Source organism: Pseudomonas sp. FW507-12TSA (assembly GCF_058781435.1).
Genome location: NZ_JBYSWT010000015.1, coordinates 131,840 through 154,017 on the forward strand (window position 1 = coordinate 131,840; position 22,178 = coordinate 154,017).

At 65.1% G+C, this 22,178-nt stretch carries 20 protein-coding genes; 13 read left to right on the forward strand and 7 right to left on the reverse strand.

All coding sequences use genetic code 11. The features are described from left to right. Positions 1-2 precede the first annotated feature (2 nt). From AC3WK8_RS16145 to AC3WK8_RS16165, 5 genes are all read right to left on the reverse strand, one after another. On the reverse strand, positions 3-413 hold the full coding sequence (locus AC3WK8_RS16145; protein WP_085597795.1) for a TIGR03067 domain-containing protein: 411 nt from the start codon (positions 411-413) through the stop codon (positions 3-5). A gap of 30 nt (positions 414-443) precedes the next feature. After that, the gene (locus AC3WK8_RS16150; RefSeq protein ID WP_103325116.1) at positions 444-1,091 is read right to left on the reverse strand and encodes a response regulator; all 648 of its coding nucleotides are present in this window, start codon (positions 1,089-1,091) and stop codon (positions 444-446) included. A 77-nt stretch (positions 1,092-1,168) separates the two neighbouring features. Continuing rightward, positions 1,169-4,360: a hybrid sensor histidine kinase/response regulator gene (locus AC3WK8_RS16155; protein WP_103325117.1), complete on the reverse strand. Its 3,192-nt coding sequence runs from the start codon at positions 4,358-4,360 to the stop codon at positions 1,169-1,171. 141 nt (positions 4,361-4,501) lie between these two features. Continuing rightward, positions 4,502-7,468 (reverse strand): ATP-binding protein, encoded by a 2,967-nt coding sequence (locus tag AC3WK8_RS16160; protein ID WP_103325118.1) that lies wholly within the window; start codon positions 7,466-7,468, stop codon positions 4,502-4,504. Between the two features lie 163 nt (positions 7,469-7,631). Further along, positions 7,632-8,453 (reverse strand): aldo/keto reductase, encoded by an 822-nt coding sequence (locus AC3WK8_RS16165; protein WP_103325119.1) that lies wholly within the window; start codon positions 8,451-8,453, stop codon positions 7,632-7,634. Between the two features lie 232 nt (positions 8,454-8,685). Between AC3WK8_RS16165 and AC3WK8_RS16170 the strand changes: the two genes are divergently transcribed. Genes AC3WK8_RS16170 through AC3WK8_RS16190 form a run of 5 tightly spaced genes read left to right on the forward strand, consistent with a single transcriptional unit; the run spans position 8,686 to position 12,454 of the window. After that, positions 8,686-8,901: a TOBE domain-containing protein gene (locus AC3WK8_RS16170; protein WP_022638908.1), complete on the forward strand. Its 216-nt coding sequence runs from the start codon at positions 8,686-8,688 to the stop codon at positions 8,899-8,901. A 42-nt stretch (positions 8,902-8,943) separates the two neighbouring features. Continuing rightward, positions 8,944-9,981, forward strand: coding sequence for an isopenicillin N synthase family dioxygenase (locus AC3WK8_RS16175; RefSeq protein ID WP_053129474.1), 1,038 nt, complete (start codon positions 8,944-8,946; stop codon positions 9,979-9,981). Between the two features lie 27 nt (positions 9,982-10,008). Then, a complete protein-coding gene (locus AC3WK8_RS16180) occupies positions 10,009-10,812 on the forward strand; it encodes a MetQ/NlpA family ABC transporter substrate-binding protein (protein WP_103325120.1) in 804 nt (267 codons plus the stop codon). Then, on the forward strand, positions 10,809-11,786 hold the full coding sequence (locus tag AC3WK8_RS16185) for a methionine ABC transporter ATP-binding protein (protein WP_103325121.1): 978 nt from the start codon (positions 10,809-10,811) through the stop codon (positions 11,784-11,786). The genes AC3WK8_RS16180 and AC3WK8_RS16185 overlap by 4 nt, the downstream gene beginning before the upstream one ends. Continuing rightward, entirely contained in the window at positions 11,783-12,454 is a 672-nt protein-coding gene (locus tag AC3WK8_RS16190; RefSeq protein ID WP_053129481.1) for a methionine ABC transporter permease, read from the forward strand. The genes AC3WK8_RS16185 and AC3WK8_RS16190 overlap by 4 nt, the downstream gene beginning before the upstream one ends. A gap of 8 nt (positions 12,455-12,462) precedes the next feature. On the opposite strand, the gene AC3WK8_RS16195 is transcribed toward AC3WK8_RS16190, so the two are convergent. Further along, positions 12,463-13,377 (reverse strand): LysR family transcriptional regulator, encoded by a 915-nt coding sequence (locus AC3WK8_RS16195; protein ID WP_103325122.1) that lies wholly within the window; start codon positions 13,375-13,377, stop codon positions 12,463-12,465. A 90-nt stretch (positions 13,378-13,467) separates the two neighbouring features. Here AC3WK8_RS16195 and AC3WK8_RS16200 point away from each other — a divergent pair, with 90 nt between their 5' ends. Further along, entirely contained in the window at positions 13,468-14,982 is a 1,515-nt protein-coding gene (locus AC3WK8_RS16200) for an MFS transporter (RefSeq protein WP_103325123.1), read from the forward strand. Between the two features lie 3 nt (positions 14,983-14,985). Here the strand turns inward: AC3WK8_RS16200 and AC3WK8_RS16205 are convergent, their stop codons facing one another. Then, complete coding sequence (locus AC3WK8_RS16205) at positions 14,986-15,897, reverse strand: AraC family transcriptional regulator (RefSeq protein WP_103325124.1); 912 nt, start codon at positions 15,895-15,897, stop codon at positions 14,986-14,988. 104 nt (positions 15,898-16,001) lie between these two features. Here AC3WK8_RS16205 and AC3WK8_RS16210 point away from each other — a divergent pair, with 104 nt between their 5' ends. From AC3WK8_RS16210 to AC3WK8_RS16240, 7 genes are all read left to right on the forward strand, one after another. Then, positions 16,002-16,562 carry a carboxymuconolactone decarboxylase family protein gene (locus AC3WK8_RS16210; protein ID WP_022644311.1) on the forward strand — a complete coding sequence of 187 codons (561 nt, stop codon included), beginning with the start codon at positions 16,002-16,004 and terminating at the stop codon, positions 16,560-16,562. Positions 16,563-16,609: 47 nt separating this feature from the next. Then, positions 16,610-17,674, forward strand: a complete 1,065-nt coding sequence (locus AC3WK8_RS16215) for an acyl-CoA dehydrogenase family protein (protein WP_103325125.1) — start codon at positions 16,610-16,612, stop codon at positions 17,672-17,674. Continuing rightward, positions 17,671-18,510, forward strand: coding sequence for an ABC transporter ATP-binding protein (locus tag AC3WK8_RS16220; RefSeq protein ID WP_103325126.1), 840 nt, complete (start codon positions 17,671-17,673; stop codon positions 18,508-18,510). Before AC3WK8_RS16215 ends, AC3WK8_RS16220 begins: the two co-directional genes overlap by 4 nt. After that, complete coding sequence (locus tag AC3WK8_RS16225) at positions 18,476-19,675, forward strand: ABC transporter substrate-binding protein (RefSeq protein ID WP_103325127.1); 1,200 nt, start codon at positions 18,476-18,478, stop codon at positions 19,673-19,675. Before AC3WK8_RS16220 ends, AC3WK8_RS16225 begins: the two co-directional genes overlap by 35 nt. Further along, positions 19,675-20,436, forward strand: coding sequence for an ABC transporter permease (locus AC3WK8_RS16230; RefSeq protein WP_085597782.1), 762 nt, complete (start codon positions 19,675-19,677; stop codon positions 20,434-20,436). The genes AC3WK8_RS16225 and AC3WK8_RS16230 overlap by 1 nt, the downstream gene beginning before the upstream one ends. Before the next feature lie 97 nt (positions 20,437-20,533). After that, complete coding sequence (locus AC3WK8_RS16235; protein WP_085597781.1) at positions 20,534-21,118, forward strand: TetR/AcrR family transcriptional regulator; 585 nt, start codon at positions 20,534-20,536, stop codon at positions 21,116-21,118. Positions 21,119-21,242: 124 nt separating this feature from the next. Then, positions 21,243-22,103: an NAD(P)-dependent oxidoreductase gene (locus AC3WK8_RS16240; protein WP_053129507.1), complete on the forward strand. Its 861-nt coding sequence runs from the start codon at positions 21,243-21,245 to the stop codon at positions 22,101-22,103. The last annotated feature ends 75 nt before the right edge of the window (positions 22,104-22,178 follow it).

Below are 22,178 nucleotides of genomic sequence, written 5' to 3' on the forward strand. Positions count from 1 at the left end.
CTTCAGCGGCCCTGACGAACCCTGGCGAAGCGCCGCAGGGTTTGCCCGGGACCGGTGTGGAAGCGGGTAGGCCGGGGTTGGCCGCTATCGGCGGCGATGAAGACGAACTCGTCGTCCGTCAGCTCGTAGCTGGCCGGCAATGGCTGGCCGGCATCGGCGCCGATCGAGTCGACCCAGGTAATGGACTTGGGCGTGGTGCTGCTATCGAGGGTGAAGCTGCCGGCCAGCAGCAACTGGCCATCCACGGTCACCACGCGAAAGCGTTCGCCCTCGATCCAGGTCAGGGCGCCCGGGGCGCTGTGCTCGTCGGGCGGGTTGACGATGCCGCTGTCCTCCATCCCGGTCTGTTCCCAGGCGCCTTGCAGGCGTTCCAGGTCCAGCAGGCTGGTGTCACGTTCCGTTGACGGGTTCATGGTCGGGGCGATTCCTTTTGCGGGTGGGTTTCAACTGAAGAGATTGCGGCCAATGCAATAGGTCAGGAGGTCCAGGTCGCTCTGCACCTCCAGTTTGCGCATGGCGGAGATCTTCTGGGCGCTGATGGTCTTGGAGCTGCGATTCTGGCTACGAGCGATATCGCTGACGCTCTTGCCGGATATGAACAGGCGCAATATCTCATATTCCTTGGGTGACAAGGTCGCGATCCGCTCGTTGAGCGCTATGTTCGACTCCACCACCGACTGGCTACAGAGCGCTTGGCTACGGTAGATACCCTTCTGCGCGAAGGCCTTGAGAGCCAGCTGGATTTCCTCGTGCAGCTGGTTCTTCTGGATGATTCCCATCACTCCCAGTTCATGCAGGCGGCTGAGGATCAGCGGGTTGGAGATCATGGTCAGAACCAGAATCTGCACGCGTTGGAAGTTACGGGTGATGAACTCCACCAGCTTCAGGCCATCGCCGTAGGGCGAATCCCCGGGCATGTTGTAGTCGGTGATGACCAGGTCTGCGTGCCGGCTCTCCAGCAGCCGTACCAGCTCCCCCGAGCACATGGCCTCGCCGACGATCTCGAAGCGTTCGTCGCGTTCCATCAGTTCGCGGATGCCGAGCAGTACGATGGGGTGATCATCGGCAATGATTACTTTGAGTTTTTCCATGACAGAGACAATCCGTGTAGTACGCCAATCGGCTGGGTGAACGTAGGGCGGGCGGCATATGCAATCACCGCCACTGGTTATTCAAGAAACGCCAGCAGTTCGGACAACCGCTGCATCAGTTGCCGGACCTGCTGCTCCAGGGATGAGCTCCATGGCTCGTCCTGCAGGCGGCATTCCATCTCGGCACAGGCCCTGGCCAGGGCCGGGGCCTGAACTGCGCCCAGGGCTCCGGCGATGCTGTGCAGGCGTTCGGCGGCACTTTGCAGGTCGGTGCTTGCGAGCGTGTGATCCAGGCGTTGCAGGTCGTGATTCATGGTCTGGACGAACAACGGGCGCATCCTCGCAGAGAGCTGGGGGAAATGTGGGTGCTCGGGTTCGCTGGGAGCGGACGGTTGTGACGCAGGCGCAAGCGTGCCGGCCGTGGGCGGGCAGAGCTGTGACAGTTGCCGCCACAGGTGCTGCAGGTCCATGGGCTTGACGATCCAGGCGTTCATCCCGGCGGCGAGACAACGACTGCGCTCCTCACGCAGGGCATTGGCGGTGATGCCGATGATCGGTAGTCGAGGGTCGCGCTGGCGCAGTTGCCTGGTCAGCTCGTAACCGTCCATGAGCGGCATGTCCAGGTCCGCCAGCACCACGTCGAACAGCTGTGGTTGCCAGTGCTGCAGGGCTTGTTCGCCATCGGCCGCCAGGGTCGTGCGGCAGCCCAGGGCCTGTAGCTGCTCCTGGATGATGGCCTGGTTGAGGGGGTTATCCTCGGCCACCAGTACGTGCAGGCGCAGCGGGCTCCTGGTGCCATCGGCCGGTGGCGCCACGGCAGACTGTCGCCCTTGACGGGCCTGGGAGGCCGCCTCGGCGATGGCCCGGATATCGTAGGCGCTGACTATCCATTCCTGGTCCTGGGGTTGTTGCTCCGGGGATGGTGCGCATAGCGCGCTGACCCGTGGTCCTGGCCAGGAGCACAGGGTGTTTTTGGGTAGCAAGTCGACCAGTACCCGTTGCTGGGGCTGCTGGCTCCAGTCGGCAGGTGCCGGCGAGGCCTGGATGCCCAGGCGGTTGAGCCAGTCGCAGGTGTTTTTCAGCAGCTCCGGTACCGGTGCCCGGACGTGCACGGGTGGCCCTTCCGCAAGAGGCCTCAGTCTTGGCGAGGAACCGGGAAGGCGCGGCAACTCCAGGCGCAGGGAAAAACTGCTGCCCAAGCCAGGTTCGCTGGTGACCTGCAATCGTCCACCCATCAGGGTGCAGAGCTGCTGGCAGAGGGGCAGGCCCAAGCCGGCACGATTGGAAGTATCGCCCAACTGCTGATGCAGATCGAACAACCGTGCCTGATCCGCGGGGGGGATGCCGATGCCGGTATCGGAGACCTGCCATTCGATGCAGGCTCGCTGTCCAACCGATTCCAGTAGCCGGAGGCGCAACACCACCCGGCCGCTGTCGGTGAACTTGATGGCATTGCCCAGCAGGTTGTCGAGTACCTGGCGGATCCGCCGACCGTCCCCCCGCAGCAGATCCGGCAGTTTGGGGTCGATGGAGGCGTAGAGCAGCAGGCCCCGCTGCTGGGCGGCGGCCGCGAACTCTTGCAGGGCTGCCTCTGCCATGTCCAGCGGACAGAACTCCACCGCAGCGATGCTGATATGCCCGGCCTCGATCCGGGAGACGTCGAGGATATTACTGATCAATTGGAGCAGGGCATTCGAGCAACGCTGGCTGGTGCGCAGGTAGTCAGTCTGGCGTGGGTCCAATGGGGTCAGGCCGAGCAGCTCGAGGGTCCCCAGTGCTGCATACAGCGGCGTTCGCAGCCGGTGGCTCATGACCGCCAGGAAGCGGGCCCTGGCTTCGCGGGCCAGTTCCGCTGCACGCCTGGCCTGCTTCAGCGCACGACTGTTTTCAACCTGGCGGGTGATGTCGTTGAAGGCGCAGAGCACCGCCTCCTGGTCCTGGTAGCGGGTCGCGACGAACTTCACTTGCAAGTGGCGCCCGCCAACGGCCAGGCAAGACTCGCCGTTGTCGATACGGTGCGGGTCTTGCTCCAGTATCGATAGCATGTCGCTGCTGCCTGCTCCTTGTCGGGCGTGGGGATTTTCCAGCAGGAGCTTGAAGTCTTCACGACGCAGCACGCATAGGCCCGTGGCGGCGGTCTCGATGATGGTGCGGCTGAAGGCCTCGCTTTCCACTACCTGCTCGTGTGGCGTGTGCATCGCGACCGGCTTGCGGTTGCGTTGCCAGCGGCTGGCCCCCCAACCCCAGGTGGCCGCTGCCAGTATCAACCCCAGCAGGCTGGCCGTGACCCATGGTGCCTGCCCGTAGAGCTTGCGGTAGCTGATGCCGTAGAGCCCGGTCCAGAGGGGCGGGGTGTGACTGGTGAGCTTCAGGGTGATGCCCTGGTGGCCGAAGTTCAGGCCGTCGTGCAGGGCCGTTGCCGATCCTCGGGAGCCGGTCAATAGGGTGCCGGCCGGATCGATCAGGGTGAAGTCGTCATAGACTGGCGCAGCCAGAAGGCCTTCCTGCTTGCCGGTTTCGTCCAGTGCCAGCAGCGAGACCATCTTCATCCAGCCGTCGGCTCCAACCACTTGTAGCTGTGTCGGAGCCAAGCGCAGAGTGGTATAGGCCAGCAGTTGAGCACCGCTGCCGTTCGAGCCGGATTGTGAATAGGGTTGCCAGTTAACCTGCTGCGAGGCGAGGTGTTGCTGCTTCAGTAGCGCCAGGCGTAGCTCTGGTAGCGACGGACCGACGGCATCATCACGTGATTCAGGCTTGCCGGATCGGGTGCGGGGCGCGAGGCTCGCCAGGTCGAGACCGCTGCAGGCATTGAGCAGCAGCACCTTGGGTGAACTGTGGCGAGAGTCCGACCAGAAGCTGCGATAGAACGTCGACAGATGCATGCCCACCATGAGCAGTCGCGGCAGGTCATTGGCGATCAGGGGGCGATCCAGGACCAGGGAGCCCGGTAGTTGCCGGTCATTGCAATTGTCATGGGCCAGGGACCCGGAGGCAGGATGCAACGGCAGTGGGTAGCGGGTGTTGCCCAGATGCGAGCTGGCTGGGGCCAGACTAGCTGCATGTTTGAGGAACAGTTCCTGTTCCTGGATATTTTCCATCAATCGAGTGAAGTGCACCCGCAGGTGGTCGGACTGTCGCTCCGCCAGGTGCATCGCTACCCAGCCCAGGCTGCTGCATAGCACGGCCAGACCCAGCAGGATCAACAGGCCCAGGTTCAGTCGCGCCTGGTAGCGAACCAGGTACTCCAGGAAGAGGGGGGTGTACTTCATCACTGATATACCGAGCACATGGCTAAGACCCGATGACGGGGCTGTTTCTTTGAATACGGTTCTACGTCCCGCAGAGGGCCGGGACAGTGGGCGGGGGGATCGATGTCGGATGGCCCGGCCCGCTGGCCGAGCCCCTGCGAATCAGCCGGCGCCCGGTCGCGGGGCTAGCGTTCGGCTCAAGGTCGGCCTGGTGCGTCGGGGCTCGTCCCCGGGTGGTGGGGCACCAGAGTGTCGCGGCCCGGTAATCGTGGGCTTTCGGCGATCGAAATGCTTGGGGGCTTCATGGATGGTTTTTTCATACAACGCCAGGTAGTTGAATAGCGCCCTCAAGGCGAAGGGTTTGACCAGGCAATGATTCATCCCGGCGTCAAGGCACAGTTGTTCTTCTCCGCGCATGGCATTGGCCGTCGCCCCGATGATGGGTATCGAGCAACCGCGGCGACGCAGCTCCCTGGCCAACTGGTAGCCGTTGAGCCTGGGCATGTTCACATCGGTCAGCACCATGTCGAAGTATCCGTTCTCCCAGATGCCCAGCGCTTCTTCGCCATTGGCTGCCTGCTCTACGCTGCAGCCCAGTTCTTCCAGCTGGTCCTTGAGGATCAGTTGGTTGATCAGGTTGTCCTCGACCACCAGTACATGCAGGCTGAGCTTCTTCAGCTCACGACTCTCATGGTGTTCTTCATCGTGATTCGTCCAGGTTCCCAAGGCCTGGCTGACGGCCTGATGGACCGCCCGCAGGTTGTTGCTGTTGACCTGCCAGGCACCTTCGTGGGTGCGTGTTGCGTGGTGCCCGTCACCGCTGGCCAGTACCAATGGTCCGGTCCAGCCGGGTTCCAGTCGCTGCTCCATGGTGCCGGGGTGCACTTCGATCAGCACGCTGTCGCTGTCATGGCTACTGCGGCCCGACAGGCCGACCTGGGCCCGCGCGCCCCAGCGACGTAGCCAGCCGGTCACCGATTCGGCCAGTTCGCGTATCGGCGATACCACGTGGATCATCCGCGCAGGCGATGGGCCGGCGAGCACGAGCCGTGGCGTGGTGCTGCCAGCTTCCAGTGGCAGGGTGAGGCTGAAGCTACTGCCCAGCCCCGGTTCACTCACCATGCGCAAGGTGCCACCCATCAGCAGGGTCAGGCGCTGGCAGATAGGCAGGCCCAGGCCGGTACCGGCGATGACGTTGGTGTTGCCTTCGGTTTGGTAGAAGGGCTCGAAGATCAGCGCCTGATCGTCTCGGGAGATGCCCCGGCCGGTGTCGGACACTTGCCAGGCGAAGTAGTGGTGCTGGCCGTCGTGGAGGCCGCCCCTGACCCGCAGGACGATACGTCCCGAATCGGTGAACTTGACCGCGTTGTTCAACAGGTTGCTGAGGATCTGGCGGATCCGCGTGACATCGCCCAGGAGCATCTCCGGCAATTGCGGGTCGACACAGGCATAGAGTTGCAGGCCCTTGGCCTGGGCGGCTGCGGCATAGCTCTGGATGAGCTCGTGCACCAGTTCCAGGGTATTGAACTCGCTGAGTTCCAGGGCCAGTTGCCCGGCCTCGATCTTGGATACGTCGAGCACGTCGCAGATCAGTTGCAGCAGGGTACCGGAGGAGCCTTCGATGGCTCGCAGGTAGTCCTGTTGTTGCTCGTCAAGGTGGGTGCGCGCCAGCAGCTCCAGGGTCCCGAGGACTCCATACAGGGGCGTGCGGATCTCGTGGCTCATGGTGGCCAGGAACAGGGTCTTGGCTTCGTTGGCGGTATCGGCCAGGCGCTTGGCTTCTTCCAGGGTGGCCTCGATCTGCTTGCGCGCCGTGATGTCACTGAAAGCGCAGAACAGCACGTCTTCGCCCTTGTAGCGGGTGGGCGCAGAACTGATATAGAGGTGACGGCCACCGGCGGTCTCGAAATAGTCCGAGCCATCGGAGCGATTGGCATCGAACGCCCGGCCGATCCAGCCGGCGCATAATCGCTCGCGTTCGCTGCCGTTGCCCAGCCACTGCTGGGACAGGGCATTCTCCAGCACTACCTGGCCATCGCTGCGGCGCAATACACACAGGGCCACGGGGGCGATCTGGATCACGTCGCGGCTGAACGCCTCGCTTTCGATCAGGGCCTGGAGCCGATGCATGGCTGGGGCTATCAGACGTATCTCGATCCAGTGGGCCAGCAAGCCGATCAGGGCCATGCCGAGGAGGCTGATCAGCGACGCGGCGAGCAGTTGTGGCAACAGGGTCTTGAGCAGGGTGTACAGGTCGAAGGAGTACACCAACTGCCAATCGGAAGTGCCGAGTTGCTTGCGGATCACTACGTGGTCGGGCCACCAGCGGCCGCCCAGGAAACCGAAGAAGCTTTCACCCTTGACCCGCTGCACCGCTTCGACCAACTGGCGGTTGGGAGTGCTGCTCAGGAGTAGCCCGCCCAGGGAGCTGAACATTATGAAGTCACCGGCGTCCTGGTTCTGCAGGGCTTCGGAAACGCTCCCTCCGTCCATCTCCAGGCCCAGCCAGCCGGAGTCGGCGAAGCGTTCGTCGAGGCGGGTGAAGATGTATAGCCGGGCAGCCCCGGAAGAATGATCCGTCAGCCACAGCTCATCGCCCATGGGCACCTCGTCGGGCGTCAGGCTGGACAACCTGGCGAGCAGGGGGCGGGGCAGATCGGCGCTTTCGTGATGGGGGCTGAACAATTGCTGGACTTCAGGCTGTGGCCCTGCCTGGACGTACAACAGCGTCAGTTGCTTGTGCTTGAGATGGTCGCGCATGCGCTGGGTGAGCCAGAGACCCCACTCTTGTTCGCCATGGGAGCCCAGGCGCAGGTGGATCTCTTCGGAGGAATCGTTGCTTGGCGTGAGATCGTCGGTGATCGGCAGGGGTTGGTACACGGTGGCCAGGCTGAGGCTTTCCAGCAGGGCTTCACGGGTGGTGAAGAATGCCTGGGCTTCGGTGATGGCACTACTCATGTAACTGCGTCGCTGAGACAGCTCGTTGTTGAGGGTCGAGCGCAGGAAGTTGTAGACGGCGCCCAGCAGGACGATCAGGAAAATCAGCGCAACGACACGAAGCAGCCGGCGGGCTGCTTCGGGAGAGGAAAAGAGAGGATTGATCTGATGTAGATAGCTTTTTAATCTCATGCGCCAACTGTAATTGTGGGCATGACAGGCCGGGATCAGACAATTCTTAAATCATCGGCGGCAAATTAGATTTTTCCGAGTACAACGCCATAGCCCACCTGGGGTCATGGCGGGCGTCGGGCATTCACCTGGAACCTTGTCCGGGTTCAGGTACGGACATGCCTCAGACCATTCCCAGGCGCTGCTTGCGAGCGGGGGGCGCAAACACCCGGTCCAGCTCCTGCAGATCCTGGGGTTGCAGCTGCAGCTCGCCAGCCTCGGCATTGAGGCGTACATGTTCAGGGCGTACGGCCTTGGGAATGGCCAGTACGCCGTCCTGGCACAACAGCCAGGCCAGAGCCACCTGGGCCGGTGTAACGCCGTGGCGCCGTGCCACCTGTTGCAGCACCGGTTCGGCCAGCAAGGCGCCGCCCTGGCCGATCGGACAGTAGGCCATGAGCGGCATTTCCAGTCGCTGGCAGGTTGGCAACAGGTCGAACTCGATCCCTCGGGACTCCAGGTTGTACAGCACCTGGTTGGTGGCGCAGGCCGGCGTATCGAGCTCGTCCAGGTCCGCCACATCGAAGTTGGAGACGCCCCAGCGGCGGATCTTGCCGTCCTGGCGCAAGCGCTCGAAGGCCGCGACCGTTTCCTCCAGCGGATACTGGCCACGCCAGTGCAGCAGATACAGGTCGATGACCTCGGTACCCAGGCGTTTCAAGCTGCGCTCGCAGGCTTGGGGCAGGCTCTTGCGGCCGGCGTTGTGGGGATAGGCCTTGCTGACCAGGAAGACCTCGTCGCGCCGTCCGGCAATGGCTCGGCCGACCACTTCCTCGGCGCCGCCTTCGCCGTACATTTCGGCGGTGTCGATCAAGCTCAGCCCGAGGTCGAGGCCGCAGCGCAATGCCGCGACTTCGCGCTCTCGTTGCCGAGGATCCTCACCCATTCGCCAGGTGCCTTGGCCAATGACTGGAACCTGCATACCCGCGAGCTGCAACCTGCGCATGACTATCTCCTGGCATCTGTGGATCGATGAGGGAAGGGCACAGGGAAACAAAGCGTCCAGTGCCGGTCAAGCACCGAAGGCTTGGGAATGAGGGTAGGAAGGTGGCACCTGGCATATCTCTGAAAAGAATAAAGTTCTAATTATTTATTCCTTTTAAGGCTTTGATCGAAGGTGCATGTTAATCGCCAGCCGCTCAACTCCTGAGTCCGGTACCAACAGAGGATGTGCCCGCATGACCATTCAAGCGATCAACGTACGCAATCAGTTCAAGGGCGTGATCAAGGAGATCCACCAGGGCCAGGTGGTTTCGGAAATCGATGTGCAGACCGCTTCGGGCATCGTCACTTCGGTGATCACCACGCGTTCGGTGCGTGACCTGGAGCTCAAGGTCGGCAGCGAAGTGATCGCCTTCGTCAAGTCCACCGAGGTTTCCCTCGCCAAGCTCTGAGCCATCGCTTTTCGGAGATGGTCATTCACAGGAGAGTGAAACATGTCGCATTCGCTGGATATCACTGCATTACCTGTCCTGGATCTGGCCCAGCTGGACGCCGCGCCCGAACCGCGCCAGGCCTTTCTCGACGGCCTGCGCCAGGCGGCGCGGGATGTCGGCTTTTTCTACCTCAGCGGGCATGGCATCGATGGCCAGCTGTTGCGTCGGGTGCAGGACCAGGCCAGGGCCTTCTTCGCCTTGCCCGAGGCCGACAAGGCTGCGGTAGACATGATCCACTCGCCGCACTTTCGTGGCTACACCCGCGCGGCGTCGGAAATCACCCGTGGCCAGCCGGACCTGCGCGAACAGTTCGACCTGGGAGCCGAGCGCCCGGCCCTGGACCTTGAACCCTACAGTCCAGCCTGGGCCCGCCTGCAAGGACCCAACCAGTGGCCTGGGCCGTTGCCTGAATTCAAGCCGCTGCTGCTTCAGTGGCAGCAGGCGATGACCGGCATGTCCCTGCGCCTGCTGCGCGCCTTCGCCCAGGCGTTGTCGTTACCGGAGGCGGCGTTCGATGAGTTGTACGGGGAGCGTCCCAACGAACATATCAAGCTGATCCGCTATCCGGGCCAGGTGCCCGGGCAGAGCAACCAGGGCGTCGGGGCGCACAAGGACTCGGGGTTCCTCAGCTTCCTGTTGCAGGACCAGCAGGCAGGCTTGCAAGTGCAAGTGCAGGAGGACCGCTGGATCGATGCCCCGCCACGGGAAGGTACCCTGGTGGTGAACATCGGCGAGCTGCTGGAGCTGGCCACCCATGGCTACCTGCGGGCTACCGTGCACCGGGTCCTGTCGCCACCGGCGGGGCGCGAGCGGCTGTCCCTGGCGTTTTTCCTCGGCGCCCAGCTGGATGCCCGAGTGCCGCTGTATCCATTGCCCGCAGCGCTGCGAGACGAGGCCCGCGGCCCGGCCAGCGACCCGCACAACCCGCTGTTTCGAGAAGTTGGCTGGAACTACCTCAAGGGCCGCCTGCGTTCGCATCCGGATGTGGCCCGGCGCTTCTATGCCGATGCCCTGGTGCCCAAGGCCGTGAGTGCCTGACCCTATCGTCGATCAAGGACATTGCCCATGCAGAAGACCTATCTGTCCGCCCTGGCGTTGCTGATCGGGCTCGGCCCCTTGGGCGCCGCCGCGCAACCGTTGCGAGTCGCCGCCGACCCGGTGCCCCACGCCCAGATCCTCGCCTATGTGCAAAAGCTCGACCCACAGTTGGAGCTCAAGGTGATCGAGATTCCCAATGGTGTGAATTCCAATGAGCTGCTGGCCCATGGCGACGTGGACGCCAACTACTTCCAGCACCTGCCATACCTCAAGTCCCAGGAGCAGGCCCTCGGGCAGCCGTTCGCCGTGGCGGCCAGCGTACATATCGAACCCTTGGGCATCTATTCCCGGCGGCACCAGGCTTTCGACCAAGTGCCCCAGGGCGGTACGGTGGCGGTGCCCAACAACGTCACCAACCTCAGTCGCGCCCTGTACCTGTTGCAGGACCATGGGTTGATCCGCCTCAAGTCCGGCTTCAGTGATCCGGCCCGCGACCAGGCGACTCCCAAGGACATTGCCGAGAACCCCCGGCGCCTGAAGATCCTCGAGATCGAGTCGCCGCAGATTCCCCGGGCCCTGGAGGACGTGGACCTGGCGGTGATCAACGGCAACTATGCCCTGGAGGCCGGGCTGGTGCCGGCCAAGGATGCCCTGGGCCTGGAGCAGGCCGAGCACAACCCCTATGCCAACATCCTGGTGACCACGCCCGAACTCAAGGACGATCCCCGTATTCGCCAACTGGCCAAGGACCTGGCGTCGCCCGAAGTGGCCGGCTTCATCACCCGGACCTTCGCTGGCTCGGTACTCCCGGTCGCGGGCCAGCAGCCATGATCCAGGTCCAGCAACTGGGCAAGAGCTACGGTGACGGCCAGCCGGCGGCCTTGCAGCAGGTATCGCTGGAGATTCCCGACGGAGCGATCTACGGCATCCTCGGCCGCAGCGGCGCGGGCAAGTCCACCCTGTTGCGCTGCCTGAACCTGCTGGAGCGCCCCAGCAGCGGGCGGGTACTGGTGGATGGCCAGGACCTGGGCTGCCTGTCCGGGGCCGAGTTGCGTCGCCAGCTCCGGCGCATCGGCATGATCTTCCAGGGCTTCAACCTGCTGCATTCGCGCACGGTGCTGGATAACGTCGCGGTACCGCTGGAGATCGCCGGCCTGGCCAAGGCGCAACGCCGCGCCCGGGTCCTGGAACTGCTGGAACTGGTGGGGCTGGGCGACAAGGCCCTGGCGTTTCCCGGGCAGTTGTCCGGTGGCCAGAAGCAACGGGTAGGCATCGCCCGCGCCCTGGCGGCCGGTCCGCGCTACCTGCTCTCGGACGAGGCTACCAGTGCCCTGGACCCGGAAACCACGGCCTCGATCCTGCAGCTGTTGCAACGGATCAACCGTGAGCTGGGGCTGACCATAGTGCTGATCACCCATGAGCTGGAGGTCGTGCGCTCGATCTGCAGCCACGCGGCCTCGCTGGCTGGCGGGCAGTTGCTCGAGTGCGGGCCGATCGAGCGCCTGCTGGCGGACCCGCAGTCCGCGCTCGGGCGGGCACTGCTGCCGGGCTACAACCTGCCCGTGGCAGGCGAGCAACTGCAGGCCGAATTGACCTTTTTCGATAACCAGCGCGCCGCGCCGCTACTGGAACAATTGAGCCAACAGCAGGCGCTGAAGCTGCAGGTCCTGGCCGCCGGAGTGGAGACCGTGGCTGGCCAGCGGGTAGGGCGCTTGCGCATCGCTGCCGGCGCTGCGGACCCAGGCCGCTTCGAGCAGCTGTTGGGCGCCTTGGCCCAGCGCGGCGTGCGGAGTGAGCGGCTATGAGCCTGGCACTGGATGGGACCGAACTGGCGCAACTGCTGCTCAACGCCACCGGCGAAACCCTGTACATGGTGCTGCTGGCCGCGCTGTTCACTGTGCTGATCGGCTTGCCCCTGGGTATCTTGCTGTTCGTCAGTCGCCAGGACGGGCTGCTCCCCATGGTGCGACTCAATCGCTTGTTGGGGATGTTGGTCAACCTGGGGCGCTCATTGCCCTTCGTGGTGCTGCTGATCGCCCTGATCCCCCTGACCCGACTGGTGGTGGGGACCACCTTGGGCAGCACCGCCGCCGTAGTGCCGATCACCATCGGTGCCTTCCCGTTCTTTGCCCGGATCGTCGAGAACGCCCTGGACGAGGTGGACAAGGGCCGGATCGAGGCGGTGCTGGCCATGGGCGGACATGTCGGCCATGTGATTGGCAAGGTGCTGCTGCCCGAGGCCCTGCCGGCGCTGCTGGCCGGGTTGACCCTGACCCTGGTGCTGCTGATCGGTTTTTCTTCCATGGCCGGGGTCATTGGTGGCGGGGGCCTGGGGGACCTGGCGATCCGCTACGGTTACCAACGCTTCAACAACCAGGTCATGGTGGCCACGGTGGTGATCCTGGTGCTGCTGGTCCAGGGGGTGCAGAGTGCCGGCGATCGCCTGGTCAGGTCCTTGGCTCATCGACGCTGAACTGACGCTCAGCGCAAGTCTTCCAACTGCTGCCAGCATTGCTCCAGCCAATCGCACAGGGCGCTGATGCGCTGGGGCACGAAACGGCTGTGCAGGCGCACCAGGTGTACCGGCAGGGCGGGTAGCTGCCAGTCGGGCAGGAGCTTCACCAATTCTCCACGGCGTGCCGACGGCGCCAGCAGCCAGTCCGGCCCGGCGTGCAGTCCGGCACCGGCCAGCAGGGCGCTGTGGATGGCGCCGAGGCTGTTGAGCAAGAAGCTGGCCTTGAGCTCGACTTTCGCCACCTCGCCGGCTTGGCTGAGCAGCAGCTGGCTCGGGTTCTGCTCGGTCATCCAGGAGTAGACCAGCGCCCGATGTTCGCCCAGATCCGCTGGCTGGAGTGGGGCGCCATGGACTCGCAGATAGTCAGGGCTGGCGTACAGACCATGGGACAACTGCCCCAGGGGCCGGGCCACCAGGGACGAGGCCCGCAGGTGGCCCACCCGCAGCGCGACATCGATACCTTCGGCCATCAGGTCCAGCGCCCGGTCGGACAGCACCAGGTCCAGGACCACGGCCGGATGCTGGCGCTGGAAACCGGCGAGCCAGATGCTGACATGACGTTCGCCCAGGGCCACCGGGGCGCTGACCCGCAGGCGTCCAGAGAGCTCGGGAGTGCCCTGGTCGAGGCTGGCCAGCAAGGCGTCCATCTCCTCCAGCAGCGGGCGCATCTGTTCATAGGCCCGGGTGCCGGCCGGCGTCAGGCTGACCTTGCGGGTGCTGCGATTGAGCAACTGGGTATTGAGCCGGTGCTCCAGGGCGGTGAGCTGACGGCTGACCGAGGAGGGCTCCAGGGCCAGGTCCTCGGCGGCCAGGGTCAGGCTGCCGCGCTCCACTACCCGGAAAAATACCCGCCATGCGGTGTTGTCTGGATTCTTGCGCATGACGCAATTTGATTTTGATATCGCAGTCATGTCAATGCGCAAGGCGCAGCAATAGCATCACAGGCTCACTGGATTTCGAGCCCGGCCCCCATGTCTTCTTCCACTGCTACCGATCGTTACTGGATCTTGTTCGCCGTCTGCGCCGCTGGCCTGATCCTGCCCCTGGAGTACACCGGCCCGGCCATGGCCTTGCCCGCCATCGAGCATGCCCTGGGCGGCGGCCCGGTGGCCCTGGCCTGGGTGATCAACGCCTTCGCCCTGAGCTTCGGCAGTTCGGTGATGCTGGCCGGAACCCTGGCCGATCGCTACGGGCGCAAGCGCATCTTCGTCCTGGGCATGGCCGGTTTCACCGCGCTGTCGCTGCTGATCGGCTTCTGCCGCGAGGTCTGGCTGCTGGATCTGTTGCGGGGCTTGCAAGGATTCGCGGCGGCCCTGGCCATGGCCGCCGGCGCTGCGGCCCTGGCCCAGGCGTTCGAAGGTCGGGCCCGGACCCGGGCCTTCAGCCTGCTGGGCAGCGCCTTCGGCCTGGGCCTGGCCTCCGGGCCGGTGATCGCCGGGGCCCTGGTACAGCTAGCGGGCTGGCAATCGATCTTCCTGCTGGGTGCGGTGATAGGGGGCGCGGTGCTGATCTTCGGCGCACCGCGTATGCAAGAGAGCCGCGACCCCGGGGCCCAGGCACTGGACAAGCCAGGCATCCTCACCTTCAGCGCTTTCCTGGTATTGCTCACGTTCGCCATCATGCAGATCCCCCAGGATGGCCTCGGTAGCCTGCGGGTCCTGGGCCTGCTGGTGGGCGCGGCGCTGAGCCTGGGGTTGTTCATCCACATCGAGTTGCGGCACCGGCGGCCAATGCTGGACCTGAGCCTGTTCGGTTACCGAAGGTTCATCGGGATCCAGCTGTTGCCGGTGGCGACCGCTGTCTGCTTCATCGTCCTGCTGATTCTCCTGCCATTGCGCCTGATCGGCATCGAAGGCCTGGGCCCCTGGCGTGCCGGGGCGATGATGATCGCCTTGTCGGCGCCGATGGCGGTGGTGCCGTTCGTGGCGGGCCTGCTGGTTCGCTGGTGCAGCGCGGCCAGCCTGTCGTGCCTGGGGCTGGTGATCGCTGCCGGCGGCCTGCTCTGGTTGAGCCAAGTGCCGGTGGGACAGCCGGCCATGGCGCTGCTCTGGCCGATGCTGGTGATCGGCATCGGCACCGGCCTGCCCTGGGGGCTGATGGATGATCTGTCGGTCAGTGTGGTGCCGGTGGAGCGGGCCGGAATGGCTACGGGCATCTTCACCACCATGCGCGCCTGCGCAGAAGCGATCTGCGTGGCGGCCGGCCTGGCCTTGCTCAAGGACCTGCTCGCTGGTGGGTTGGCCAGCGGCTTGCCGGGATATGGCCCAAGTGCCGTGGCGGCTGCGGCCACTGCCTTGGCCATGGGCGATGGGGCCGTGCTGCCGACGTTGGCCGATGCGCTGTCGCAGCCTTTGCTGTGGCAGCTCTATAGCCAGGCTTTCGCCCAGTTGCTGCAGGTAATGGCCGCCATCACCCTGGTCGCGGCTTGCTGTTGCGCCCTGGCCTTGCGCCAGCCACGGTCGCTGGGGTGCCCGAGCCGCTCCTGAGGCTCAGCGTCCCTCATGCTGCTTGCGATAGGCCCCCGGTTGCAGGCCCACGGCCTTGGTGAAGGCTCGGGTGAAGGCGGCGATGGACTGGTAACCGACGGCGGCGCCGGCTTGTTCAACGGTCTGGTTGGCCTTGAGCAACTGGCAGGCATGGCGCATGCGCAAGGCCAGCAGTACCTGTCCCGGTGACTGCCCGGCCAGCTCGTTGAAGCGCTTGAAGAACGCCGAGCGCGAGAGGCCGGTGAGGGCCGCCATGCTTTCCAGGGGCCAGGGCTGGCCGGGATGCTGGATCAACTGCTCGAGCAACGACGCGAAGGCCGGGTGCCGGGCCAGCGCCACCAGGCCACCCAGGTCCTGGCGATCATTGACTTGCTGGCGCAGCACATACAGGAACAGCAAGTGGCTCAGGCGCTCCAGCAGGGCGGCGGATGGTGCGGGGTCGCGCCGGCATTCCTCGAGAATCAGCTGGAACAGGGCCCGGGCCGCGGCGAGCGATGGATCGCCGGCGCGCAGCACGATCCAGCCGGGCAAGCCTTCGATGATCAGCGACGACAGCCCGGACTTGAAGTGGAAGAAACCGCACACCAGCCCGACCCCATCCTGGGCCCCCAGGTCCAGGGCGGCCATGGGCATGCGTGGCAATTGCTGCGCTTGGGAGGCCTGCTGCGAGCTGGACAACCGGTAGTCCAGGTCCTGCAACAGGAACACCGCATCACCAGCTTCCAGGCGCTCTGCCTGGGACAGCCCGTCGATATGCAGCCAGCAGTGCCCCTGCACGATCAGGTGGAAACTGGCCCGGGCCAGGCCCTGGGTACTGGCATGCCAGCCGCCGCAGTAGCGTCCGACGTGGAACAGGCTGGCGTCCAGCTCCAGGCCTTCTAATAACCAATCAACCATTGGGTTCGACGAAATCATCTAAGGGAAATACTCAGGAGCAAGTAATCGCTACTTTAGAATATGGATCGGAATTCTTATAACCAACAGACTTGACGCACACCTACACAGCAGGAGTCCACTCCATGTCCCGCGTCACTCTACACACCTTGTCCAGCGCTCCAGAAGCGGCCCGGCCATTCCTGGAAAACGCCCAGAAGAACTCAGGCTACATTCCCAACCTGCTGGGCATCCTGGCCAATGCCCCGGCTGCCCTGGAAACCTATGTCACGGTCTCGGGACTCAACGCCAAGTCCGAACTGAGCCTGGCCGAGCGTGAAGTGGTGCAATTGATTGCCGCGACCACCCATGGTTGCGATTTTTGTGTCGCAGGTCATACCGCCGTGGCCCTGAACAAGGCCAAACTCGCCGATCCGGTGGTCAGCGCCCTGCGTGAGCAGAGCACCTTGCCCGAGGCCCGGCTGGAGGCCCTGGCGGCCTTCGCCCGGGAAGTCATCGCCACCCGGGGCAAGGTCAGCGACCAGCGTTATGCCGAATTCAAGGCCGCAGGATACAGCGAAGGCAATGCCCTGGAGGTGATCCTGGGCATCAGCCTGGCGACCCTGTGCAACTTCGCCAACGTGTTCGCCGGTACTGAACTGAACCCCGAGCTGGCCAAGTATCGCTGGTCCGCGCAAGGTCAATGAGCCAGGGCGCCGGCAGGTTGGCGGCGCCTTTTTCAAGGAGAAATCACATGCTCGATACGCAATTGAGTCAATGGCTGGATGCCCAGGCCCAGGCACTGGACCTGGGGCAATGCGACCCGCAGTCGGTGCTCGCCCAGCTGGCGGCCGGTGGCGTGCTACGGATCGGCATCGACCAGGACCTGGGGGGAAGCGGCGGCGACCTGACCGATACCCTGGAGGCCATGGCCGAAGTGGCCAGTCATTCCCTGGCGGCAGCGTTCGTCTGCTGGGGCCAGCGGGCCTTCATCGAGTACTTGCTGCACAGCCCCAACCAGGCCCTGCGCGAGCGCCTGTTGCCAGCGCTGCTCAGTGGCGAGCTGGCCGGTGCCACCGGGCTGTCCAACGCCATGAAGTTCCTCTCCGGAATCGAGGCCCTGCAGGTCCGCGCCCGGGACCAGGAATACGGCTGGAGCCTGAACGGGCGCCTGCACTGGGTCACCAACCTGCGCAGGAGCGGGTTCGTGGTGGCCGCGGCGGTGGAACGCGAGGAGGGCGGTGCGCCCTTGATCCTGGCGATCCCCGATGCCTTGCCGGGCCTGCAGCGTTCCGACGACCTGCAACTGATGGGCCTGCAATCGAGCAACACCGCGGCCCTGGACCTGGAACAGGTGCAGCTCACTCGCGACTGGCTGCTGCACGACGACGCCCGGGTGTTCCTGCCGGCGGTGCGCCCTGGGTTCCTCGGCTTGCAATGCGCCTTGTCCATTGGCCTGGCGCGCCGGGCCCTGGCCGAAGTCGAGAGCCACCTGGGGGAGCGCTCGATACTCCAGGAGCCTCTGCAGCAGCAGCGCCAGGCGCTGGAGCAGAGCGTCACGGAGCTCAAGGCCGGCCTGCTCGATGGACGCTTCCTCAGCCAGCCAGCGGCGCTGTTCCGGGTGCGCATCGCCTTGGCCGAGGCCACTGCCAGTGCCGTGCAACTGGAACTGCAGGCCAGTGGCGGCAAGGCCTACCTGTGCGAGCACGGCAGTGGTTTCGCCCGGCGCTGGCGTGAGTCGGCGTTCGTGCCCATCGTCACCCCGAGCCTGGTGCAACTGCGCGCCGAGCTGCAACGCCAGGCGCGGAACGCTGCATGAGCGGCCTGTTGAACGCCCGGCAGGTGAGCCTGGGATACCACGGGCCAGATGGCTGGCACTCGGTACTGCAAGACTTCGACCTGCAGTTGCAAGCCGGGGAACTGGTCTCGGTACTGGGGCCCAGCGGCGTCGGCAAATCCAGCCTGCTGCGGGTCCTGGCCGGTTTGCAGGCACCGCACAAGGGCCAGGTGAGCCTGGCCGGCGAGGTGCTGGAAGGCCCCCATCCACGGGTTGCGGTGGCTTTCCAGGACCCGAGCCTGCTGCCCTGGCTGAACCTTGAACACAACGTCGCCTTTGGCCTGGACTTCGCTCGCCAGCCGCACCTGAGTGCCCGCCAGCGCAAGGAGCGCATCGACCAGGCCATCGCCGATGTCGGCCTGGAACATGCGCGCCAGCGCTACCCGGCGCAGTTGTCGGGCGGCATGGCCCAGCGTACCGCGCTGGCCCGCTGCCTGGCCCGCCAACCCCAGGTGCTGTTGCTGGACGAGCCCTTCGGCGCCCTGGACGAGGTGACCCGGGCCGACATGCAGCAACTGCTGCTCCAGGTGATCGGCCAGCACCGCACTGCGGCGCTGCTGATCACCCACGATATCGACGAGGCCCTGCTGCTGTCCGACCGGGTGCTGCTACTGGGTAACAGCCCGGCGCACATCCTCGGCCAGTGGCGCATCGACCTGCCGGCTCCGCGCACCGAACGGATCGAGGAACTGGGCGCCTTGCGCATCGAGATTCTCAAGACCCTTCGGCGGGCGAGCCGCAACCCCCTCACTTCCCCTTTGCCTGCACCGTCGGAGATTGACCATGTGCCTGGACGACTTCACCCACACGCGTCGTGACTTCCTCAAACTCAGCGCGCTACTGACCGCCGGTGGCGCCTTGCCGCTGCTCAATAGCCTGCAGGCTCGCGCGGCCCTGGAGCCGGATGCGCCGGTACGCATCGGCTACCTGCCGATCACCGATGCCACGCCATTGTTGGTCGCCCACAACAACGGTCTGTTCGAGGCCGAGGGAATCAAGGCCGAGCGTCCGGTGCTGTTACGCAGTTGGGCCCAAGTGATCGAGGCCTTCATCTCCGGACAGGTCAACGTCATCCACCTGCTGTCGCCGATGACCGTCTGGGCCCGCTACGGCAGCAAGGTGCCGGCCAAGGTGGTGGCCTGGAACCATGTCGGCGGTTCCGGCCTGACCGTGGCTCCCGGCATCACCGAGGTCCGGCAGTTGGCGGGACAGTCCCTGGCGATTCCGTTCTGGTACTCGATCCACAACGTGGTGCTGCAGCAGCTGCTGCGCGACAACGGCCTGGTGCCGGTGAGCAAGGCCGCAGGCAGCGCCCTGGGTGCCAACGAGGTCAACCTGGTAGTGCTGCCGCCGTCGGACATGCCGCCGGCCCTGGCCAGCAGGCGCATTGCCGGCTACATCGTCGCCGAGCCCTTCAATGCCCTGGCCGAGGAACTCAAGGTCGGCCGGGTACAACGCTTCACCGGTGATGTCTGGCGTAACCATGCCTGCTGCGTGGTGTTCATGCACGAGCAGGACTTGAACAACCGTCCCGAGTGGTCGCAGAAGGTGGTCAACGCCATCGTCAAGGCCCAGCTCTGGACCCGCGAGCACCGCGCCGAAGCCGCCCGGTTGCTGTCCAAGGACGGCAGCAACCGCTACACCCCCCACGCGCCCCAGGTGCTGGACCGGGTGTTGGCGCCAGCCGCCACGGACCGCGAGGCTTACCTGGCCAGTGGAGCGATCCGCAACGGGCAATGGGACGAGCAGCGCATCGACTTCCAGCCGTATCCGTTCCCCAGCTACACCGAGGAACTGGTCAAGCGCCTGAAGGACACCTTGATCGAAGGCGACAAGGCTTTCCTTGCCGCTCTCGACCCCCAGCACACCGCCCGGGACCTGGTCGACGATCGCTTCGTGCGCAACGCCATCGCCAGCGTCGGCGGGCTCAAGGCTTTCGGCCTGGCCGATAGCTTCGAACGCAGTGAGGAGTTCGCCCCTTGATGGACAAGCGACCTTCCTCCCTGGGGCATTGGGGCCTGGGGCTGGCCGGGTTGGCGAGCCTGTTGCTGGGCTGGTGGCTGGGCGTGCACCTGGCGGGTGACGATGGACTGGCGGCACGCTTCTCTCCCGAGGCGACGTTCGCCAGCCTGTTCGAGCTGCTTGGGCAACCCCAGGTGTACGAACATGCCTGGGTGAGCCTCAAGCGGATCCTGGTGGGGCTGCTGCTGGCCCTGTTGATCGGCGTGCCCCTGGGCTTGCTGGTGGGCAGCTATCGGCATCTGGAGGCGGCCACCACCCCGGCGTTCCAGTTCCTGCGGATGATCTCGCCGCTGTCCTGGATGCCGGTGGTGGTGATGCTGATGGGCGTGGGCGACCAGCCGATCTATTTCCTGCTCGCCTTCGCCGCCCTGTGGCCGATCCTGCTCAACACCGCAGCCGGGGTGCGGCAACTGGACCCGCGCTGGCTGCAACTGAGCCGCAGCCTGAGTGCCACGCGCTGGGAAACCCTGCGCAAGGTGATCCTGCCGGGGGTGCTGGGGCATGTACTGACCGGCGTGCGCCTGGCCATCGGCATCCTGTGGATCGTGCTGGTGCCGTGCGAGATGCTCGGGGTCAGTGCCGGCCTGGGGTATTTCATCCTCGATACCCGCGATCGCCTGGCCTACTCGGAACTGATGGCCATGGTGCTGCTGATCGGCGTCCTCGGTTTTGTCCTCGATGCCCTGGCCCGGGACCTGCATCGGCGCTGGGTCCACGCTTGAAACCAGCTCGCCGCCCTGGAGCCTTCTCCGGGGCGGTTGACGAACAGCGCTTGTACCTCTAAATTGTGGAACGTTCATTCCAGAAAAGGTACTTGCCGTGCGTCCCAAGGAGTTCGACCCAGACCAGATCGCCGATGCGGCCATGCAGGTGTTCTGGCAGCGCGGGTATGCCGCCACCTCGATCCAGGACCTGGTGGAGGGCACTGGCCTGAGTCGCAGCAGCCTGTACAACGCCTTCGACAGCAAGCACGGCCTGTACACCTGCGCGCTCAAGCGCTACCAGCAATTGACCACGGCCAACGTCGAGCTGCTGGCCGAAGACGCCCCGGCCCCGGAGCTGGTCCGGCGCCTGTTGATGAAGATCGTCGACAACGAACTGCAAGACGACCAGCGCCTGGGCTGCCTGGCGGCCAATGCCGCGCTCGAGGTCGCCGGGCAGGATCCGCTGGTAGCGCAACTGGTGGCGCAGAACTTCCAGCGTATCGAGGCCGCCCTGGAGCGGCTGTTGCGCCGCGGCCAGGAGCAGGGGCAGGTCGCCGCGCACAAGGATCCCCGGGCCCTGGCCAGCTTCGTGGTATGCACCGTCCAGGGCCTGCGGGTGCTGGGCAAGGGCAGTTTGCCGCAGGAGCGCCGTCGGCGGCTGCTGGATGTGGTGGAGGTAGCCTTGGCCAGCCTGGCCTAGTTCCCCAGGCTGCGAACCATGGGCAAGACTGATTGCCGATCGGCCATCCGGTGGAATGGCCGGTTTTTTTACCCTGTATTGGAATGATCATTCCATTAATTTGCTGAAACCGGAGAAATCGAAGATGACCAAGCAATTGCGTTCCGTGGCTGTACTGGGTATCGGCATCATGGGCGCCGCGGTGGCGCGCAACCTGCAACGCCAGGGGTTCGCCGTGCGGGCCTGGAACCGCACGCCGCACAAGGCCCAGGCACTGGCAGCCGATGGGGTCCGGTTTTGCACGCAGGCGAGCGAAGCCGTAGGCGGGGCCGAGGTGATCATCACCCTGCACAAGGACGGGCCAGCGGTGCTGGCAGCCATGGAGCAGGCCGCCAGTGCCTTGCAACCGGGCACGCTGTGGCTGCAGATGGCCACGGTGGGCGTCCAGGCCTGCGCCGAGCTGGAGGCGTTTGCCCGGGCCCGGGAGCTGGTGTTCTACGACGCTCCGGTACTGGGTACCCGGCAACCGGCGGAGCAGGGACAACTGCTGGTGCTGGGGGCCGGGCCCGAGGCGCACCGGGCCGAGTTGCAGCCACTGTTCGATGCCATTGCCAAGCGGGTGCTGTGGGCCAGTGAGCAGCCCGGCGGCGCCAGCCGCTTGAAGTTGGCCCTCAACAGCTGGGTCCTGGCCCTGACCCACGGTGCGGCGGAAAGCCTGGCCCTGGCCAAGGGGCTGGGGGTGGATCCGGCGCTGGTGGTGGAGCTGGTGACGGGTGGTCCGCTGGACAGCGGTTATTTCCAGGCCAAGACCGCCGCCATGCTCAATGACGACTACCGCCCGAGCTTCACCCTGGCCAACGCCCTGAAGGACGCCCAATTGATGGTGGCCGCGGCGCAGCAGGCTGGGGTCAGGGTGGACCTGGCCGAAGCCGGCATCCAGCGTTTCCAGCGTGCACTGGACCTGGGCCACGGCGACAAGGACATGGCCGCCTCCTACCTGGCCTGAGCCTGCTGCTCCAATCGATCCTGGGCGTGTACAGGCGCGGTCCGACCGTGCCTGGCGGCGCTTTGTTCTCTTCTT